The sequence below is a fragment of the Agrobacterium sp. CMT1 genome (assembly GCF_037203725.1).
GTDB classification, from domain to species: Bacteria; Pseudomonadota; Alphaproteobacteria; order Rhizobiales; family Rhizobiaceae; genus Agrobacterium; species Agrobacterium pusense.
This window is the reverse complement of record NZ_JBBCAR010000007.1, coordinates 372,016-390,047: the sequence shown is the minus strand read 5'-3', so window position 1 is coordinate 390,047 and position 18,032 is coordinate 372,016. Positions and strand designations below refer to the sequence as shown.

At 58.9% G+C, this 18,032-nt stretch carries 17 protein-coding genes; 11 read left to right on the top strand and 6 right to left on the bottom strand.

The window, feature by feature from the left end:
- Window positions 1–1,206, top strand: coding sequence for a glycosyltransferase family 4 protein (locus WA845_RS10425; RefSeq protein WP_112554748.1), 1,206 nt, complete (start codon window positions 1–3; stop codon window positions 1,204–1,206).
- Here WA845_RS10425 and WA845_RS10420 read toward each other — a convergent pair whose 3' ends face one another.
- Both WA845_RS10420 and WA845_RS10415 read right to left on the bottom strand, forming a co-directional pair.
- A complete protein-coding gene (locus tag WA845_RS10420) occupies window positions 1,207–2,301 on the bottom strand; it encodes a glycosyltransferase (protein WP_112554746.1) in 1,095 nt (364 codons plus the stop codon).
- Between the two features lie 55 nt (window positions 2,302–2,356).
- Window positions 2,357–3,505, bottom strand: coding sequence for a glycosyltransferase (locus WA845_RS10415; RefSeq protein ID WP_112554744.1), 1,149 nt, complete (start codon window positions 3,503–3,505; stop codon window positions 2,357–2,359).
- Window positions 3,506–3,922: 417 nt separating this feature from the next.
- Here WA845_RS10415 and WA845_RS10410 point away from each other — a divergent pair, with 417 nt between their 5' ends.
- Both WA845_RS10410 and WA845_RS10405 read left to right on the top strand, forming a co-directional pair.
- Entirely contained in the window at window positions 3,923–5,260 is a 1,338-nt protein-coding gene (locus WA845_RS10410; RefSeq protein WP_337322371.1) for an SGNH/GDSL hydrolase family protein, read from the top strand.
- A 125-nt stretch (window positions 5,261–5,385) separates the two neighbouring features.
- Window positions 5,386–6,771 (top strand): O-antigen ligase family protein, encoded by a 1,386-nt coding sequence (locus WA845_RS10405; RefSeq protein WP_006697693.1) that lies wholly within the window; start codon window positions 5,386–5,388, stop codon window positions 6,769–6,771.
- Between the two features lie 29 nt (window positions 6,772–6,800).
- On the opposite strand, the gene greA is transcribed toward WA845_RS10405, so the two are convergent.
- Window positions 6,801–7,283 (bottom strand): transcription elongation factor GreA, encoded by a 483-nt coding sequence (gene greA, locus WA845_RS10400; RefSeq protein ID WP_006697694.1) that lies wholly within the window; start codon window positions 7,281–7,283, stop codon window positions 6,801–6,803.
- Window positions 7,284–7,555: 272 nt separating this feature from the next.
- Here greA and WA845_RS10395 point away from each other — a divergent pair, with 272 nt between their 5' ends.
- Window positions 7,556–8,953, top strand: a complete 1,398-nt coding sequence (locus WA845_RS10395) for a family 16 glycosylhydrolase (protein ID WP_112554742.1) — start codon at window positions 7,556–7,558, stop codon at window positions 8,951–8,953.
- 77 nt (window positions 8,954–9,030) lie between these two features.
- On the opposite strand, the gene WA845_RS10390 is transcribed toward WA845_RS10395, so the two are convergent.
- From WA845_RS10390 to WA845_RS10380, 3 genes are all read right to left on the bottom strand, one after another.
- Window positions 9,031–9,945 (bottom strand): TIM barrel protein, encoded by a 915-nt coding sequence (locus WA845_RS10390; protein WP_072493435.1) that lies wholly within the window; start codon window positions 9,943–9,945, stop codon window positions 9,031–9,033.
- A gap of 398 nt (window positions 9,946–10,343) precedes the next feature.
- Entirely contained in the window at window positions 10,344–10,718 is a 375-nt protein-coding gene (locus WA845_RS10385; protein WP_337322308.1) for a hypothetical protein, read from the bottom strand.
- A 100-nt stretch (window positions 10,719–10,818) separates the two neighbouring features.
- Window positions 10,819–11,310: a hypothetical protein gene (locus WA845_RS10380; RefSeq protein WP_004445587.1), complete on the bottom strand. Its 492-nt coding sequence runs from the start codon at window positions 11,308–11,310 to the stop codon at window positions 10,819–10,821.
- Between the two features lie 132 nt (window positions 11,311–11,442).
- Between WA845_RS10380 and WA845_RS10375 the strand changes: the two genes are divergently transcribed.
- From WA845_RS10375 to WA845_RS10345, 7 genes are all read left to right on the top strand, one after another.
- Window positions 11,443–13,425 (top strand): BTAD domain-containing putative transcriptional regulator, encoded by a 1,983-nt coding sequence (locus WA845_RS10375; RefSeq protein WP_337322307.1) that lies wholly within the window; start codon window positions 11,443–11,445, stop codon window positions 13,423–13,425.
- An 8-nt stretch (window positions 13,426–13,433) separates the two neighbouring features.
- A complete protein-coding gene (locus tag WA845_RS10370) occupies window positions 13,434–13,862 on the top strand; it encodes a hypothetical protein (protein ID WP_004445589.1) in 429 nt (142 codons plus the stop codon).
- A 37-nt stretch (window positions 13,863–13,899) separates the two neighbouring features.
- Window positions 13,900–15,099: a YcaO-like family protein gene (locus WA845_RS10365; protein ID WP_337322306.1), complete on the top strand. Its 1,200-nt coding sequence runs from the start codon at window positions 13,900–13,902 to the stop codon at window positions 15,097–15,099.
- The gene (locus tag WA845_RS10360; protein WP_112554737.1) at window positions 15,096–15,812 is read left to right on the top strand and encodes a TfuA-like protein; all 717 of its coding nucleotides are present in this window, start codon (window positions 15,096–15,098) and stop codon (window positions 15,810–15,812) included. The genes WA845_RS10365 and WA845_RS10360 overlap by 4 nt, the downstream gene beginning before the upstream one ends.
- On the top strand, window positions 15,802–16,938 hold the full coding sequence (locus WA845_RS10355; RefSeq protein WP_162719189.1) for a hypothetical protein: 1,137 nt from the start codon (window positions 15,802–15,804) through the stop codon (window positions 16,936–16,938). The genes WA845_RS10360 and WA845_RS10355 overlap by 11 nt, the downstream gene beginning before the upstream one ends.
- 139 nt (window positions 16,939–17,077) lie before the next feature.
- Window positions 17,078–17,515, top strand: a complete 438-nt coding sequence (locus WA845_RS10350; protein ID WP_006697702.1) for a helix-turn-helix domain-containing protein — start codon at window positions 17,078–17,080, stop codon at window positions 17,513–17,515.
- Between the two features lie 93 nt (window positions 17,516–17,608).
- Entirely contained in the window at window positions 17,609–17,842 is a 234-nt protein-coding gene (locus WA845_RS10345; protein WP_004445594.1) for a hypothetical protein, read from the top strand.
- Window positions 17,843–18,032 lie beyond the last annotated feature (190 nt).

Here is an 18,032-nt window from a genome sequence, read left to right as displayed (position 1 = left end):
ATGCGTATCTTGCAGGTGACATCACTGTTTTCTCCCGACCGTGTGGGAGGCGCGGAGATATTCGTCGAAGACCTTGCCCGGGGTTTGGCAGGGAAAGGACATACAGTCGCGGTTGCCGCCATTTCCCGGGAGCGCAAGACCGCAGAATTGCGAGACGGTTTCGCCATTCATCGGCTTGGACATACGACGCCCTTTTTCATTGGGGATTGGGAGAGTCAAGCAGAATGGAAACGCAAATATTACAAGGTCGCCGTCCAGATCGATCCCCGGCTGGTGCAGCGGCTGGCGCGCGTCATTGAGGATTTTCGCCCGGATGTGGTCAATACCCATTCCCTCTCGGAACTGACGCCGCTGATCTGGCCGATGATTGGCAGACGCGGTATTCCGCTTGTGCACTCCCTGCATGATTTCACCAGCATGTGCACCAATGGCTCCCTGTTTCACGAAGGGCATATCTGCGATGGCAGGAGCAAAAAATGCCGGGCCTTCTCCTGTCTGCACCGGCGCTGCCAAGGCGCGGTGGATGCTGTCACAGGCGTTGGCAGCGACATTCTGAAACGCCATCTGGAGGCCGGTTTTTTCACGCACGTTCCTGAAAATCGCCGCGCGATAATCTGGAACGCCATCGCGCAACCAGAATCGTTGAATCCTCGCAAAGCCCGTGTTGCAGGAGAACCGCTGGTTTTCGGTTATCTCGGACGTATCGAAGAACCCAAGGGCGCCGATCTCCTTATCGGGGCCATGCGGCTCCTGCCCCCGCAAGGTTGGCGAATGACCATGGCCGGTCGAGCGCCCGGCGGCATCGAAACCTATAAGCGAAAGGCATCAGGCCTGCCCGTCGACTTTCCCGGATATGTCGAGGCCGACAGTTTTTTTGCTGGCATAGATTGCCTCGTCGTGCCGCCTTTGTGGCCGGAGGCTTTCGGCAGAACGGTAGCGGAGGCCATCTTGCGCGGCGTCCCTGTCATAGGAGCCAATCTAGCCGGAGTTGCCGAACAGATTGGCCGCGACAGGCCGGACCGCCTTTTTGCGCCAGGTAATGCCAACGAACTTGCCGCCCGTATGATCGAGGCCATGAAAAATCCTGCCGTTCTCACAGAGTTGGCGCAAACCAGAGAGCGGATTTCTCAAGGCGTCGCGCCGGAACGGGTGATTTCCGCGTATGAAAAACTTTATGCTGATCTGCGGCGGCCGATCACGGCATAGTCAGGCCGTCTCGTGGAAAAGCTGCGCATATGTCTCCGCCGCCTTTTCCCAGGAATAAAGGCTGCGGTTTTCGTAACCCGCCTGGCGCAGCGTCTCCGCAAGCGCCGGCTCGCGAAAGAGCCGCTCCAGAGTTGCGACGAGACTATCGGTGTCCGAGGGATCGAAGGTCAGCGCGCCCATACCGGCAATTTCTGGTGTCGCAGAACGATTGGAGCAGACGACCGGGCATCCCAGTTGCTGCGCCTCCAGCACCGGCAGGCAGAAGCCCTCATAAGTGGAAGGCACGCAAAGGCAGGCTGCATGACGATAAAGTTCCGCCAGTTCCCGGTCATCTATGCCTGAAAGCCGGATAAGCCGGGCCTTCAATCCCGGATCGTCAAGCGTGTTGGCGATTTCTTCCGCCTCGTCGCGGCCCACATGGACAATACGCAGGTCCGGCATCGTCGGGGCCAATCGCGCAAAAGCCTTACTCAGAATAGCAAAATTCTTGTTCGAGGTCGCGTTTCCAACCGCCAGTATGTAACGCCCCGCGATCGGCGGCGGCGCAGCCGTGGCCCCTGCATCCAGCTTCAACGTGCTGTCGGAATGAATGGTCACGCTCTTGCGGGCAGCGCCGGGATAAAAACGCGCAAGATCCATTCGCGTCGCGTCGGATACACACGCGATCCGGTGCGAACCGGCCAGCATGAGGCGAAAAATGAAATCGGTGGTCAAGGCCGCCCGCCAGCCAATCTGTTCAGGTATGGTCTTGAAATAGAGATCGTGAACAAGGGTGATCCGACGCCTGCCGCCCAGCGGGCTGCCAAAAGGATCGGCATTAAAAAGCACGTCAATGCCTTCCCGGCGGCAAAGCACCGGCAGCGTCATGGCCTGCCGCAGCACGTCAAGCACCATGACGTGCGGCCGAGCCGTCTCTATCAGCCGCAGGCGGCTGTCGCGCAATTTCGCGGGCAATTGCGCCCGCGTCCAGGGCGAGCGCAGGATATAATCATCATCAGTCTGCTCCAGAAGCCGCTCCAGCAGGCTGAAGGTTACGCGGGCAACGCCGGAAGCTTTCCCGCCATACTGGCTCGGCATGTTCACGAGAATGCGCATTCCAACCTTCCACCCGTTTGGGATTGCCGCCTGTGAGCGGTCGCAGACCGCAGCGTCACGCTACTTCAGACAAAAGCGCGGAGATCGTCCTGCAGGTTTCCTCGAGCGAAAAACGCCGCATCACATCTTCCCGCCCCTTCTTCCCCAGTTTTTCAGCCAACGTCGGGTCCGTCAGGATGCGGCCCAGCGCCGCGGCCAGTGCCGGCGCATCCGCAGGCGGCACAAGCAGGCCGGTTTCACCATCACGGATGATCTCGGTGACCCCACCGCCGCGGGTGGCGACAACCGGTCGTCCGCACATCATGGCCTCCACCACCACACGACCAAACGGTTCGGCAACAACTGAGGTATGGGCAACCGCGTCCATCGCCGCCATCAACTCCGTTACATCCGGGCGAAAACCGAGAAATCGGACACGGGAATCAAGACCGAGACTGGATGCCAGCGTGCGGATGCGGCCTTCGTAAGCCTCCTGCCCAAAAAGCGCGCTGCCGACGATCACGGCCTGGACCCCCTCCATTGCAGCAATCGCCTCAAGGAAAACATGCTGCCCCTTCCATTCGCTCAACCGGCCGAACAATCCGATCAGTGGCTGTGGGCCAAGGCCGAGCTCCCTGCGCAATTGCTGAGCCCTTGCGGGGTCATAAACCGACGCTTTGGCTGGGTCGAAACCGTTATAGACGATGCGGACCTTTTCCTCCTCGCCTCCCGCCTTCACAAAAGCCCTGCCCGTCTCTTGCGAATTGACGGCAACCAGCCTGGCGAAAAGACGCGAGAATGTCAGCGAAGCGCGGCGGTTTGCGGCGCTGAAGGCGGGGTCGGTGACGATATCATGCAGGATCCAGATCAACGGCCGACGACTAAGCTTGGCCGCCAACGCGCAGACAAAAAGCGCCTTTTGCGAATTGGCGCAGATCACGTCATGGTTTTTTGCCTGACGGCTGAGCTGCCAGGCAACGGCCAAAACATCGACGGCCCCTCGCAGCATCGCACCGAACGACGAATCCCGCCGGATAGACAGCATTTTTTCTCCCGCAGACAGCAGAAGAGGCGGCCTGCCGAATTCCGCCAGATCGTCTGCTGCCCCACCGCCACTGAGGAAGCAGGCTCGCCAGGAGCGCGGCCCGGCCTTGACGATATCCGCCAGAAAAAGTTCGGCACCGCCCTTTTCCCCCGTGTGGCTGACGAAAAGCGCCGATGTCATGCCTTGAGCTCCACGGCATGCAGACACCAGGGATAGCACCACTCCGTCTTGCGGGCATCACCGAGGTCGGGGTCAGAACGACCGCCCCCTCCGTCAATGGCGGCGGGATATTTGGCGGAGACAGTAATTGAGAAATAACAATACTTGATCGCGCGGAAAAAAAGTGACATTCAAACCTTCGTGCGGATCACAAATCCGACCCAGATAAAATAAAAAATCTATTTTATTTATATGCTTTAGTTGAAATCGAAGAAAATTCGTGACGTGCAGTTTTATTGCGATTCAGCGTCCGGCTCCCTGTGTTTTTCCCCGGGCCTCACCGCGAGGTTATTCTCAAGGGGCAGACAAGGAGACCGAAATGATGCTGCTTGAAGACAAGATATGCATATATATGACCGGAACGGAAGAGGTGCCGGCATGATCGGCGTATCGCTCGGCATTTCCCAACAAAACTGCACGGCGATGGCGGGATCAGTCGATGCGTTCTCCCCCCTGCGGGGCCGTCTTGTTGCGGGCAAGAACGCCACGATCTTCGTGAATGGCGACAGCACCGCCCACGCGGACGACGGGCCATTCCAGCAATTCGCCATCATGCTTGGCGGCCTGCATGATATCAAGGTCGTGCTTTACCGCTGGGCGGAATGGCAGACCCATGCCGCGACGGGTCCCAAGGCCTATGCCGACCCGGTTATACTGCGCGCCGGCACGGGCGCGACGCTGACTGTCTATCTTGCCACACTGCCGGTTGGCAGGCCGGGCTACATGCTTGCCGAACAGCGCATCGCGGCGCTGGAAATTCCACGCCCCGACCTTTGCATCATGCATCACGGATATAATATGCAGAGCTTCGAAACGCCCGGCGGCATTCGATGCCCCGGAAGGGCTGCCCTGCTTGGGCCGCTGGGCATGACCGAATGGCATTGGCCGGGCGCTGCACAGCTCATCACCACCCAAAACCCCTGGAAGGATGGAACGGGCTACGACAAGGTCTATCACACCATACTGGACGTCGCCCGGGCGCACCCGAACCTGACGCTGGTGGACACCCATGCGGCATTTATCGCAAACGGCAAGGACGCCACGCTTTACAACGACAATATTCATCCCAGCAGCACAGGTTCGGCGCTCATCGCCAGAACCTTGTTCGCCGGCTATCTGGCGTCAGCGCCGAATAGCGGCTTCGAAACCCCCTGCTGGCCAAAACTATCCGCCACCAACCTGATCGCCAACGGCGATTTCACCGAATGGTCCGGGCCCGCTCCTTCAGGCTGGTCCCTTGCAGAGTCAGCCTCCGCCACCAAAAGCACGGAGGTCACCTTCTCCCCCTCTTTCGCCTATAGCCTCGCGTTGCGAGCGAATGGCAGCGAGTTCAGCGGGCTTTTCCATTATTTCCGCAACGAAGAAGCGGCCGCGATGATCGGCAAGACTCTCTCCTTTGCGGTGCTCTATAAGAACAGCGCAGGACAACGCAGCCCGTTCGTGGAGTTGGTTGCAAAAAGTGGCGGCGACCTCAGGACAATTATTTGCGCCGCCTTGCAATTTGGAGGCTCGGGCATTCTGGACGACAGCGGATGGATGTGGGCCACAGCTAACGGAATTACGGTGGATGCCGATGTCGATCCAAACGAATACAGTCTTTATCTGAGAATCCTTCCGGCCTTTGGCTATAGTGTCCCGACGGCCAATGCACCGCTTTACCTTCAAAGGATAATTGCGGTGGAGGGAGATTTGCCGAAAGGTAATCTCACCGGCTGAAGAATGAAGGAAAGGACTTGCACGCCGACGTCATCACGATCACTATCCAACGCCTCACCCCATGGTCGCGGCGCCCAACAACCTCAAGACAATTTCATTGTCTGCAGCGAAGAAAAAGGCCGCGAATGACAAGTCATGCAAATAACGGGGCTGCTTATCCATCATCGATACCAGGTTTCGTCGTGGCGATTCCGTTTTATCCTTCCAAAATCATCGATGTGCCTGGCGTGATCCTGGCGATCTTCGTTTTTTCCATTGGCTTTTTTATTCAATGCAACATCGTGACGAGCAATATCGGACTGCGCTTCCTGAACATTAGCGACGTGCTGGTGTTGGTAACGCTTCCTGTTATCGCCATTCTCTATATTCGCTGCCTCACCCCCTCAATCATTCTTCTCTATCTCGTTCCGCTGACCGTTTTTTTTCTACTTTCTACTTTCTTCGCGGATGATCGTGGCGAAGGCGAATTTTATACGACAGCGTTGACATATTTTTACGCGATCTATTTCCTCTTTTTCGCCTATATGCTTTTCAAGGAGAACCTTCTCGAATTATTCTCTTGGGGCATGTTCATCGGTTTCATCGCGGTGACAATCCTGTTGTTCCTGGATATCGTCATTCATGACAGGCTCGCCTCGCTTGGCCTATCCTTCATGTTCGATGAGGCGTCGGTGCTGGAGTCCGCGGCTCGAGGTGAAATAAGCCCGCTATTATTACGTTTGGAGAAGGCGGGGGGAATATGGCCGGTGGGCAATACGGCCGGACCGGCTTTCGCTCTAGCCGGTGCGGCAGCCGCTCATCTTGCGGAGCGCTACAAGCGCCCAATGCTCTTTGCTATATTTATACTGGTATATTTGGCCAGCTTCACGCTGACGCTCAATCGATCGGGCCTATTTGCCGTAATCGCGATCGGACTCTATTTTTATTTTAGAAATTTTTCGATACGAATGCTGTTCAGCACGTATTTCGGTTTCGCTCTATCTGCGCTCGTCATCGCTGCCGTTTTGCCCTTCGGAATTCTCGATTTCGCAGAACAGGCGTTCTCGAAACGCTTTGTGGAGGACAGCCACAGTACCGACAACGTGCAGGAACGATGGACAACCATCGCAGGCGGCTTCCAAGTGATGCTCGATCACCCTTTCGGCGTCGGTTTCACGGCACGAATTCAGGAGCTTACGCAGGTCGCGGGTATCGGCACGCCGCATAACGGCTTTCTGGCTACTGCCTACGCCTCCGGCATCCCGTTTTGCCTTCTAGCTGCCTTCGCACTCGTCTATACGATCCTTCGGAAACGCAAAGTCGGTTTTTTCGCCTATTCCGCGATAGCGGTCATTATCGGTTACCAATTTGAAGAACTGAATTTTAATCCCGTCTTCATGGCGCATGTGGGACTAGCACTGGCATACGCCTCTATCGACCTCGATTTCAGGTTTTTCCTGAAGAACGCCATGATGCGGCTGACGGCAATGGCCAGCGGTGGAGGCAGCTCGGCAGTGCCATTTTCCCGGTGATAATGTTGGTGCCAATGCCAAGGAGCCGGTCACGAAATGTCGACAATTTCAATCTCCCTGTCAGCCAACCCGACAAAGTCTCCGACCGCTCTTCCCATCAAGGCCCGAGCCACCGGAGAAACATAGGACATCGATCCCCTGGCGGGATTGGCCTCATCCTCGCCAACGATCCGCAACCGCTGCGTGCGGCCATCGTCGCGGCGGAAGGTTACCAGATTGCCGAATGCCACAATGGCATTTGTGGGCGGATCTGGCATCACCTGAGCCGTGCGGACTCGCTCCGCAAAATAACGCATGTCTCGCAATGGGCCCGCAGAAGCGCGCCGCCTTTCATTTACATCCTCGATCGCGCCAGCGGCTTCACAGGCTTCACGGGCCAATTGTAACTGCCCTTCCAGAGCTTTCAGCCCTGTCTTGGTCACCAGATTGGGATGAGGTGAAATCACCCGATCCGGCAGAACCGTTTCGGCTGCGGTCTCCGCACTGTCTTCCTTGGTAAAGGCTACACTCAATCCTACAACTCCATTGCGACGGGATGCTGACAACAACCGCTAACCCGGAGCGATTTTGCCACTACCGGCAGCAACGCAGCAAGAGCACAAATCCAAGAAGCGATCTTTCGATCTCAATCAAACAGGAACGAGCCAACTCTCTGCGTAATATCTCCCCTCCGTCCGGAACGGAACATACCCCTCATTTCTGGCCCTAACAGGAAGCTTTTCGCGCTGTTAGGCTGTTGTTCAGGAGGAGGGAGGAAGCGACGCGAACGGACAGGAGAAGGCTTATGGCCAGAACAGTTGTGAATGCGCTTGGAGACACACTCTATTACAGCGGCAGTTCCACCGGATTTTTCTCCGCCACGGGCTCAGGCCCGCTGCTTGCCGGTACGGCCGGCAATGATTCCATGTGGGGCGACAGTTCCGTCAATGTGACAATGGCGGGCGGCGCCGGGGACGATATTTATTATCTTTATTCCAGCATCAATCGCGCCGTCGAAAATGCCGGAGAGGGTATCGATACGATCGACACCTGGATGAGCTATACACTTCCCGAAAATTTCGAAAACTTGCGGGTCACCGGCGATGGCCGTTATGCCTTCGGCAATTCGCTCGACAATATCATCACCGGCGGATCTGGCAGCCAGACGATTGACGGCGGTGCCGGCAATGATGTGCTGATTGGCGGCGGCGGTGCGGATACGTTCGTATTCACGAGCGGCAATGGCACCGATCTCATCATGGATTTCAGCGCCAATGACACGATCCGCCTCAATGGCTACGGCATTACCTCCTTCGAGCAGCTTGCAAGCAGTGCCACGCAGCAGGGCAATGATCTGTGGCTGAATTTCTCGAATGGCGAAGCCGTCGTTTTGGCCGGAACGACCATAGACGATATCCAGCCCGATCAGTTCGAGCTCAGCCTCGACCGGTCATCCCTGACACAAACCTTTGCAGACGAGTTTGATACGCTGTCACTGCGCAACGGTGATCAGGGAACCTGGGATGCCAAATATTGGTGGGCACCGGAGAAGGGCAGTTCCCTGACGACGAATGGCGAGGCGCAGTGGTATATCAACCCGGCATATACCGGTACGTTGGAAGTAGACCCGTTCAGCGTCAGAAACGGCGTCCTGACCATAACGGCTGCCGAGACCCCGCAATCGATCGCCGACGAGGTCGAGGGATATGATTACACCTCCGGGATACTGAACACCTATTCCTCCTTCAGCCAGACCTATGGATATTTTGAAATTCGCGCCGATATGCCGACCGATCGCGGTGCCTGGCCGGCCTTCTGGCTTCTGCCGGAAGACGGGTCGTGGCCGCCGGAACTGGACGTGATCGAAATGCGCGGCCAAAATCCCAATACGCTCATCATGTCCACACATTCGAATGCGACCGGCGAACAGACTTCTGTCATCAACAATGTCAGCGTGCCGAGCACGGAGGGGTTTCACACATACGGCGTGTTGTGGGATGCCGAACACATCACCTGGTATTTCGATGATGTCGCCGTTGCGCAAACGGATACGCCTGACGATATGCATGATCCGATGTACATGGTCGTCAATCTTGCCGTCGGCGGCATGGCGGGAACACCCTCGGCAGGTGATTTCAGCGACGGTTCGCAAATGATGATCGACTACATCAGGGCCTATTCGCTCTCCGACTGGGCAGCGTGAACAGAATGCCGGCAGCCGCGTCCGCAACTGCCGGCGTCTCCGGCGTCAGCCGATCGCGGCCGCGCAATTCGGTTCCCTTACTCTGCTGCGAGCAGTGTCCGTTCGGCATTAAGCGTCATCAGACGCCGCGCCGTTTCGAGGCTTGCGGGCTGCTCGGCCCGATAGCGACGGCCGATTTCCATCATCAGAACGGTGTCAGGCAGGAAGGTCAGTTCGGAGAAGATGCTCTCCCATTCAATGTCGCCCCAGCCGAGCGGCATATGCAGATCGCCGATGCCAAGCGCTGTGTTTTCCTGCGGAAAATAGGGCTGGTAGAAACCCTGCGGCCGGCCGAAGGAATCGTGGACATGGAGATGACCGGCGACCGGCGCCATGGCACGAAGCTGTTCACGGAAGTCCAGGCCACGATAAGTGGATTCGAGATATGCATGGCTGAAGTCGATCAGCGCCACGACATTGTCGTGGCCGACAGCCTTAACGGTCGCTGCCACCTCAGCCGGTGTCTGGCGGTATTGGCCGGGTTCGGTGGTGAAGATATTTTCGAGCGCAATCCGCACACCATAGGGCCGGCAGAATTCCGCGAGTTCGAAAAGCGCGTCGCGTTCACGATGATCGGCCTCTGCCCGCTCAGCGATCTGGTCAGCGCGCAGCGCGCCGCCATGCTGGACAAGAATACCCGCACCGATGCGGTCACAGAGAACGGCAAGCGCCTTCGCGGCATCGATCTGGTAGCGGCAGGTCACCGGATCCATGAAGTTGGATGAAACCAGGCCGTGCACCGTGTAACGGAAATCGAACTGCCTTGCGAGCGACACGAGACGGTCCGCGCGCTCCTCGATGATGCGGCCGCCGGCAATCACGTCGAGGCTGGTGGCGGCGATTTCGACGGTGTCGCAGCCAATATCGGCAAGGGCACGCAAATCGTTTTCAAGCGTGGCGAACTCGCCATCGTCCGAGCCGGCGTTAAAACCGGTGCCAATAAGATTGCTCACTTCGTCATCTCCAGAGCTAAGAAAGTCATGCGAATTCGCGCGACCGCGCAGCGCGTCATGCCGCATCGAAAGATCAGGCCGGCCAGCACAGACATGGTCTGTCTCGGCCGAAGCGACGTGATAAGAAAAGTCCGTGCCCGCCGGCGAGGCCAACGGGTGGACCGTGGTGATGCGTCTCCATCGAGACCGATCACTCAATTAAGTTTGTTCATTTACAGCTTTATGACATTCCGCTGAGCGAAGTCCGCAAATCGACGTGGCGGAAGCGGCGCTACAGGGCTGCGGAGGAGCCGGACTGGATGTCCACTCAGTTTCGGGGGGGGACACCCTCCAAGTTCCGATGCCCGAATTAGTGGCGGACGATATCGGCGGTTGAAGCCCGTTTTGGGCAGGAGGAGTCAACCGAGATTACGCACCATGAAATAGATCAGCAGACAATGCCCAATCGCAAGCACTGCCCATGCCCATTTCGCGACCCTGATATCGGCGTCGACGACCATATTGCTGATTTCCGCCCGGCGTCCCGCTTCTTCTGCCTCGCGCACTTCCGGCGGGCGCGGCGGGAACGCCAGCCCGGCTTCCCCCTCTTCCACGACATGAAGCCTGTCTTTATGAGCTTGCGGACGTGGTTCCCCCTCGGCGCGCTCCGTCGAAAACGCACGGCTGTCGGAAGCGCTATTCACCGCCAGAAGCTGCGATGACACCCGCCTGTTACGCACGTTACCTTGATTGGGCATCATAATTTTCCACACAATAAAAATAAAAATATGCACCGGTATTCCCCGACCAAGCCTGAGCTCTGCCAGGTGAATCTACCGGACCCCCTCTCTGCCCGCGCGCCGCGTTCTCCCCTGAACGCGAAGCACCCCGCAATCAGCGCGCCGCGCCCGCGGGAAAACTCCGCCCGCCCGGGTGAGGTTTCGCCTCCCGCTGGATCAGGAAAACTGATTTTTCCACCGGCAGCGGCTCCACCGTCCGGTAACGCTGAAAACGTCTGGAATATTCGAACCGGATGAGCCTGTCGTCGAATTTACCCGCCAGAACGCGATAGCCGTTGACCACCTCGTTCAGGATTTCCAGTTCCTCTCCCCACAGCCAGCCGCCATAGAAAGTGCCTTCGTTCGAACGCAGCACGATCTCGAAGAAGTGTCCGCCCGCCACGGCAGGCATGCGGAAGAGAATGTCGAGATTGTCCTCATCCTGATCATCGCATTTTTCCGCCGACAGCCTTGCATGCGCGACCTTCGCGTGAACCAGCGCCGAGACCGGATAAAACGGGCGGCCCTTGAACCACATGAATTCACTAACCGCGTATCCGACGTCATCGGCGCGCTGGTAAGGCTCAATACGCGGCTCGAATGCCATGTAGCTTCCGTTGAACGCTATCACTTTCGATGATCCCCGATACCTGTCGCCTGCCGGTTCCGCCCGTCATTCACGCTTCTGTTTGCGACAATAGGCAGGCGGCGTCACACCAGCGTCAAATCGAATGCTATGATGACTTTCAATTTCCCGGGCACGTTGTTAGATGGTGATTCAAGGGGGACGAAAGTGGCTGGGAACGATGAACTGATAGCGATCCGGCTTTTTGGCACCCCGCGCTGTGAAGCGGTGCGGGAGGCATTTTTTCCGTCCAAGGGTTTTGCCCTCACGGCCGCCCTGATCCTTGCTCCCAACCAGTCCCTGTCGCGCCAGCACCTCGCATCGCTGCTGTGGGAAGATGTCGAGCAAAAAAGGGCCCTCGGCAATTTGCGGCAGCTCATTCTGCGCCTTCAGAAACTCTTCGGCGACGACGAGGCCATTCTGCTGACGGAAGGGAATGATCTGAAGGCCGGAAAGCTGGCGCAGCGCACGGACCTCGCGCTTTTTCTCGCCGATGCGAGAGCCGAAGACCCGATGCGGCGGCTGAAGGCCCTTCTGGAGTTCGGCGGCGACCTTCTGGAGGGACTGGATGCCGGCCAGGACCATCTCTACCTCTGGCTGCTTTCAGAGCGTCGCCGTCTCAAGGACCTGTTTTTTTCGAGCTACACGCAGCTTCTGGAGGAGCTGACCCGCTTCGGTCGCGCCAGCTCGAATGATATCGCCAGACTTTCCGAGCGCGCGCGCAATATCGAGCCGGAGCGCGAAGAAACCTATCGTGCCGCCATGGCCTCCTATGCGCGGATCGGCAATATCAGCGGTTGCGAGAGCATGTACCAGCTGTTGCTGGAACAGCTCCGCCAGGAGGGACGCACGCCGGAAGCCGAAACCGTCGCGCTGAGGCGGCGAATACAAAGCCTCACCGCGACAATCGCGACCCCCGCCGAGCCGGAGGAAAGCAGTCGCCGGCAATCGCTGGCAAAACCGCGCGTGGCTTTCGGCCGGCCGGCGCGGGTGGACGGGCTATCCGTTTCACCGGTGATGCAGGCCTTTGTCGAAGACGTCGCAAACAGCCTTGTGCGGTATCGGACCTTCACCGTCCTTTCACCGCACAGTACCTTCGCGCTCTCGCATGACCGGGCGGATGACGGATATGCGATGTTGCGGGCCGATTATCGCATCACGTCGACAGTTTTTGACGATGCCCGCATGTCCGTGGCGCTGATCGAGGAAACGACCGGTGAAATCGTCTGGTCGCTGGAGGCGGTGCTGACCGAAAGGCACATCCACGCTGCCTTCCGGCTGCTGTCCAAACAGGTGGCTGCTGCGCTTGCGCGGGAGATCGAGCGGCTTCAGGTGGAACCCGACCGCAACCACAGTGGCGAGGCTTACCGGCAATTGCTGGAGGGCCAGCAGCTTCTGCGCGGCAAATGCGACCTGCCGCTCCTGCGCAGGGCCCGCTCGATGTTCCGCAAGGCTGTCGATCTCGATCACGGCATGGCGGTCGCCCGCGCCCGCGTTGCGCAAAGTCTGCAACTGGAGTGGCTGATGCTGGGCGGTAATGACCCTCACCTGCTGCACCGCGCCAAGGCCGAGGCTGACGCCTCTGTGGAGATTGATCCGGCCCTCGGCGTCGGCCACTGGATGTGCGCGGTGGTGGCGCTTTATCAGCGGGATTTCGACATGTCCGCCGAGAAATTCTTCGAGGCGGAAGCGCTCGCCCCAAACTCAGCCGACCTGCTTCTCCAGCATGCCGATGCGCTCGCCCATTTCGGTGAGGCGGAAGTCGCGTGGGAAAAATTTCAGCAGGCCATCGACCTCAACCCGCTCGCCCCCGATATTTACTGGTGGGCTGGCGCCAGCATCGCGTTCAAGCGAGAAGATTATGGGGCCGCGGTGGAACTCTGCGGTCGCATGGAAGACGATGAGCCCGCGCTGCGAGTTCTGACCGCAAGTCACGCGCTCCACGGTGATCTGGCCGCCGCCCGGGAAGCCGGCAGCAGGCTACAGGAAAACTATCCGGGCATGACGGCAAGGGAGATCAGCAGCCTGTCTCCGGACCGCGACCCGGTAGCAAACGAAAAATTTTATCAAGCGCTTCGTTTAGCCGGGATCAAATAGGAGAGAATATGTCGTCGCATTTCTTTATCGTCGGGAAAAAGGGTTTTGGCGTTCTGTTCATTCGCACCACGCCGCTCAGGGTTGCTTCGGTATCGCACGAAACGATCACCGCCTATGAGGCGAGCCACCCCGGCGTGGATGGTTACGCCCGCGTGGCTGCAGCAGCCAAGGCCATGCTTGTCCGCCAGGACGGCCAACCTGAAGCCGAGCTGGACCAAGTCCAGATTCAAGGCATCGAGGCGCTTGTCTCAGGCGGCGCCGTCGTGTCCGAAGCCGATTTCGCCTTTATCGGTGAAGTGGTCGATGCCGGCTGGGATTTCAACCGCATGGTGCTGACGCCGATCGAAGCGGCACTGAAGGCAGTCGGGCCCGCGGGCTCGATCACCGGCGAATTGTTCGACGCGATCCTTGCCGACGACCCGAACGCCGCGCCCTGACGGCGATTGTGAAGCCTTGACCGCTCAAGGTCCTTCCATGTCAGCGACAACGGACAAAGGTGATGCAGACGCTTCCATCTTCGATCCCGAGCTGCTCCGGCGGTTCGGGATTACCCGTGTCGGCGACGTGACCGGCCTCGATATTGTCGGCATACCCGTTTGGTTTGCGGTTCGCCCCAATTCGCGCGGTTTATCGGTATCACAGGGCAAAGGACTGGTTCCGGCGCAGGCGAGGCTCTCTGCCGTGATGGAAGCGATCGAAGGCGCGGTTGCCGAGGATACCCGCAGACACACGGCCGCTTTCGGCTCAATCCAGGATATGCGCGACAGGGGTTTTCCCCTTATCCCCTTCGAGAGCGTTGGCAGGGTCGATATGGACATGCTCGACCCCCAGCGTGAACGCGCGTGGGTGAAGGGAACATCGGTTCGTCGGCAGCAGGAGATCTACGCTCCCTTTGAGCTGATCGGCATGGATTTTCGAGCGGATTTCCCCTGGGACCGGCAAGCCTTCCTCATGAGTTCGCAGGGCCTCGCAGCCGGTTTCAATCATGACCACGCCGTCCTCCATGCCCTGCAGGAATTGATCGAAAACGACGCCTGCTTTCTCGTGGACGCTTTCGAAACCCGCGCCGTCAGCCCCAGACCGATCCTGTTCCCACCGGGCGTCGAAACATCATTCGACAGGCTTGTCCGGCATCTTTCGGACATCGGTCTGCCGCCCTCCTTCTTTGACATGACAAATGCGCTCGGCGTGCCGGTGGTGATGGCAAGCCTGCCGCGGTCGCTTCAAGCGCAGGATGGGCCGGCAACCCGCAGCGCTGCCGGGGCGGCCTGCCGTTCCGACGTTTACGACGCCGCGCTTGCTGCGCTACTGGAGGCGGTCCAGTCGCGGTTGACGGATATTAGTGGTGCCCGCGACGATCTCTCCCCGCTTCGTTATCGGCGTGACGGGGTTGCTTCCAAGCCCGTGGCCCCCGCAGCAAATCAGGCAGAACAGGCGCCGGGCAGTCTCGACTTATCGCGTGTCGAAACCTCTTTGCCGCCATGGCGCCAGCTTGCGGAACACCTTTTTGCGCATGGCATCGACGATGTCCATGTTTTTGCGCTGGAAACGGGCCTTTCCGCGCTGCACGTCGTGCGCGTCCTGGCAAGCGGGCTGGCCCCGCTCAGCCGCGGAATGCAACGCCTATCGCAACGAACGCTCGAGGGTTTTCTGAAGGCCGGGGGGACGACATGAGACCGGCGGTTTTTGCGGGCCCATCCATCCACGGCATTGCCGGCCAGTTCGCCGGCCTCGATCTTCGCGGCCCGGCGGCATGCGGCGATATTCTCGATGCGGTCCGTCAAGGCATCAAGGTCATTGGGCTGATCGATGGGCTTTATGGCGATTGCGCCGCCGTCTGGCACAAGGAAATCCTTTACGCGCTTGCATCAGGCGTCACCGTTTTCGGTGCCGCCAGCATGGGCGCGCTGCGCGCGGCGGAATGCGCCGCCTTTGGCATGATCGGCATTGGTCACGTCTTCGAAGACTATCGGGATGGACGGCGTTTTTCCGATGCCGATGTGGCCGTGAACCACGCCCCAAGAGAGCTCGGTTACAGCCCGCTCACTGTCGCGCTGATTGATGCCGAAGCAACGCTCGCGGCGTGCGGAACCTCCTTTGGGCCCGCAGAGCGGAACGCCCTGCTGCATGCCGCCCGCTCTCTGCATTTCACCCGCAGGACCTGGCGCTCCGTCACCACGGAGGCCGGTCTCGAAGCCGAAGCGGCAAATCTTCTCGCCGCTCATGCTGTTTCCGTCAAACGAAACGACGCCGCCCTGCTTCTGGCCATACTGAACGGCAGCGCGTTACCGACCCCACCGCCGCCAGGCTGGAAATTCCAGAATACTCTCTTCTTCCAGCAATTGGCGACCGGACGGACTGCGGAAGGTCCACGCGGTGACTACTGATCGGCCTTCGCCTCTGATGGCCGATTGTGGTGGCCTCATCGAGACGATCGCGCTCTCGCTGCCCGCCGCTTGGTTTGCCGACGCCGGGATCGGCTTTACCGTTTCACCTCTTGCCCCCATCGGTAACCTGCTTTTGACCCTGCCGCGAAATGTCGCGGTTCTTCTGCTGGTTGATCGTCCGTGCCTCGCAGCCGCGCGGAGCTGGCTCGATCGTCTGGCTGTCACGTGCCAGGTGGACTTGGTGACGCTTGATGAACCCGGCACCGTTCCGCACCCGTGGATACAGGATATGTTCCATGTCCGGATGCGCACAGACGCCCTGACACCGGAATTGGTCTCAAGCGGGGAGAGCGCTATAAGCCAGGCGCTTGCAGCCCGTTTAGGCTTCGCGACCGCAATCTCCGATGTCATCCTGCCCGGCGGCAACCAACTTGTCGGCCCGGATTACCGGCTGGTCGGCCACGCCAGCCTGCAGGGCGGCGCAGAAAGCGCGCGAAGCGCGCCGGCCACCCTTTCACGTCGTTGGCTGCGGATCGAGGCTCTTGACCCACGGGCCGTCTTCAGCTTCGGCTATAGGCCGGAAGACCTCGGCGAAACAGTCCAACCCGACCTTTCGCAGACGGGGTCCGGACCGGCAATGGCCGCCAGGAACATCCACCAGTGCGGTTTCCACGTCGATCAGTTCGTTTCGTTAACCGGACTTCGGCGCGACGGGCGGCCGCTTCTGCTCGTCGCCGATCCGGAAGCCGGTGACATGCGCTACCCCCGTGCCGCCGAGGAGCTGAAACGGAAGCTGGACGCGTCTGCTCTTTCACTCGCGCGCCAGGGTTTCGCCATCCTGCGAAATCCCGTGCCGGTTTTGCCCACCATCGACACCAACAAATGCCTGCCGAGGCTTTACAACAACGTCCTCCTTGAAAACGTGACGCGCAACGGCGAGACCCAGCCGTTGGTCTGGGTTCCGCATTTTGGCGATCTGGAACTGCTCGAGGACTTCGATGCGGAAAATCGGCGGATATGGGAAAGCCTCGGCTTTCGTGCGATCGGTGTTTTGGGTTTCAGTCATCTTGCAAGCCGCAACGGGGCGTTGCGCTGCGCTACAAAGGTTATAATGCGGGGCCTCTGACAATCGATTCCAGATGAAAAACCCTGTTCTTTTGGCAATAAAGGTTCATAATACCCGTGGAAATTGTGTTGAATGTATACCTTCGACAATATTAATTGACGATCATCGAATTTAGCCCTCACAGCCGGAGGAATTTGTAATGCAAGCGAAACTACCCAGCCCGATCGATGTGCATGTGGGCGCGCAAATCAGAATGCGCCGCAAGTCGCTCGGCATGAGCCAGAGCGCGCTGGCCGGGCGATTGGGCATCACCTTTCAGCAGGTGCAGAAATACGAAAAAGGCGCCAATCGCGTCGGCGCATCACGCCTGCAGGCCATAGCATCCATCCTCGGTGTAGAGGTCAGCTCGCTATTCGCCAATGCCACGCCCGACGGCGGAGAAGCTAATCCGGCCCTCGGCTCGATCAACGCCATGCAGACATTTGTCGCCTCCAACGAAGGTTTTTCGCTCAACCAGGCCTTTTCGCGCATCAGGAGCGCCGCCGTGCGCAAGAGCATTGTTGCCCTCGTCACATCATTGGCAGCTTCCGAAGCCATTGAAAATGCTGGCACCGCGGAAACCAAAAACGACGATTGACGCAGGTGTGACGCTCGCGTGACGCTCGATGTGGTCGAAAATGAACAACGCGGTATCACGCGTTCTCATACTGTCGACTGTCGAGAGGGAATCATGGTCACGCCTACCACAGCAGTACTTGAACAGGACGATGCAGACGAGATTCTGGCGCTTGGGCGGATGGTTTCCTACCTATGCCAGCGGTCGAAATCTCTGGAACTCGGCATGTCGACCTATTTCCTGGAAATGGCCTTGTTGTCGCTCGCCCAGGACATCAATCAGCACGGCCTGCCGCTCACAGCCGCGGAGGCGAATGGGGGTGGTTTCGCTCCGGCCGACCTGCATTGAACAGGCGGCCGGCGTAATCTGCAGGATTGAGCGCCTCCATCTCGATCTCCGGTCATGAGGCGTCGGTCCGCTTTTTTCGTGCCGCTCCGGCGCGGCCGGTCCGTCCGTAGCGCTTCCGGTTTTCTGCAAATCCAATGACAAAGGCCCGGCTTACCACCGGGCCTTTGTCATCAACAAGCGCTGCGAAAGG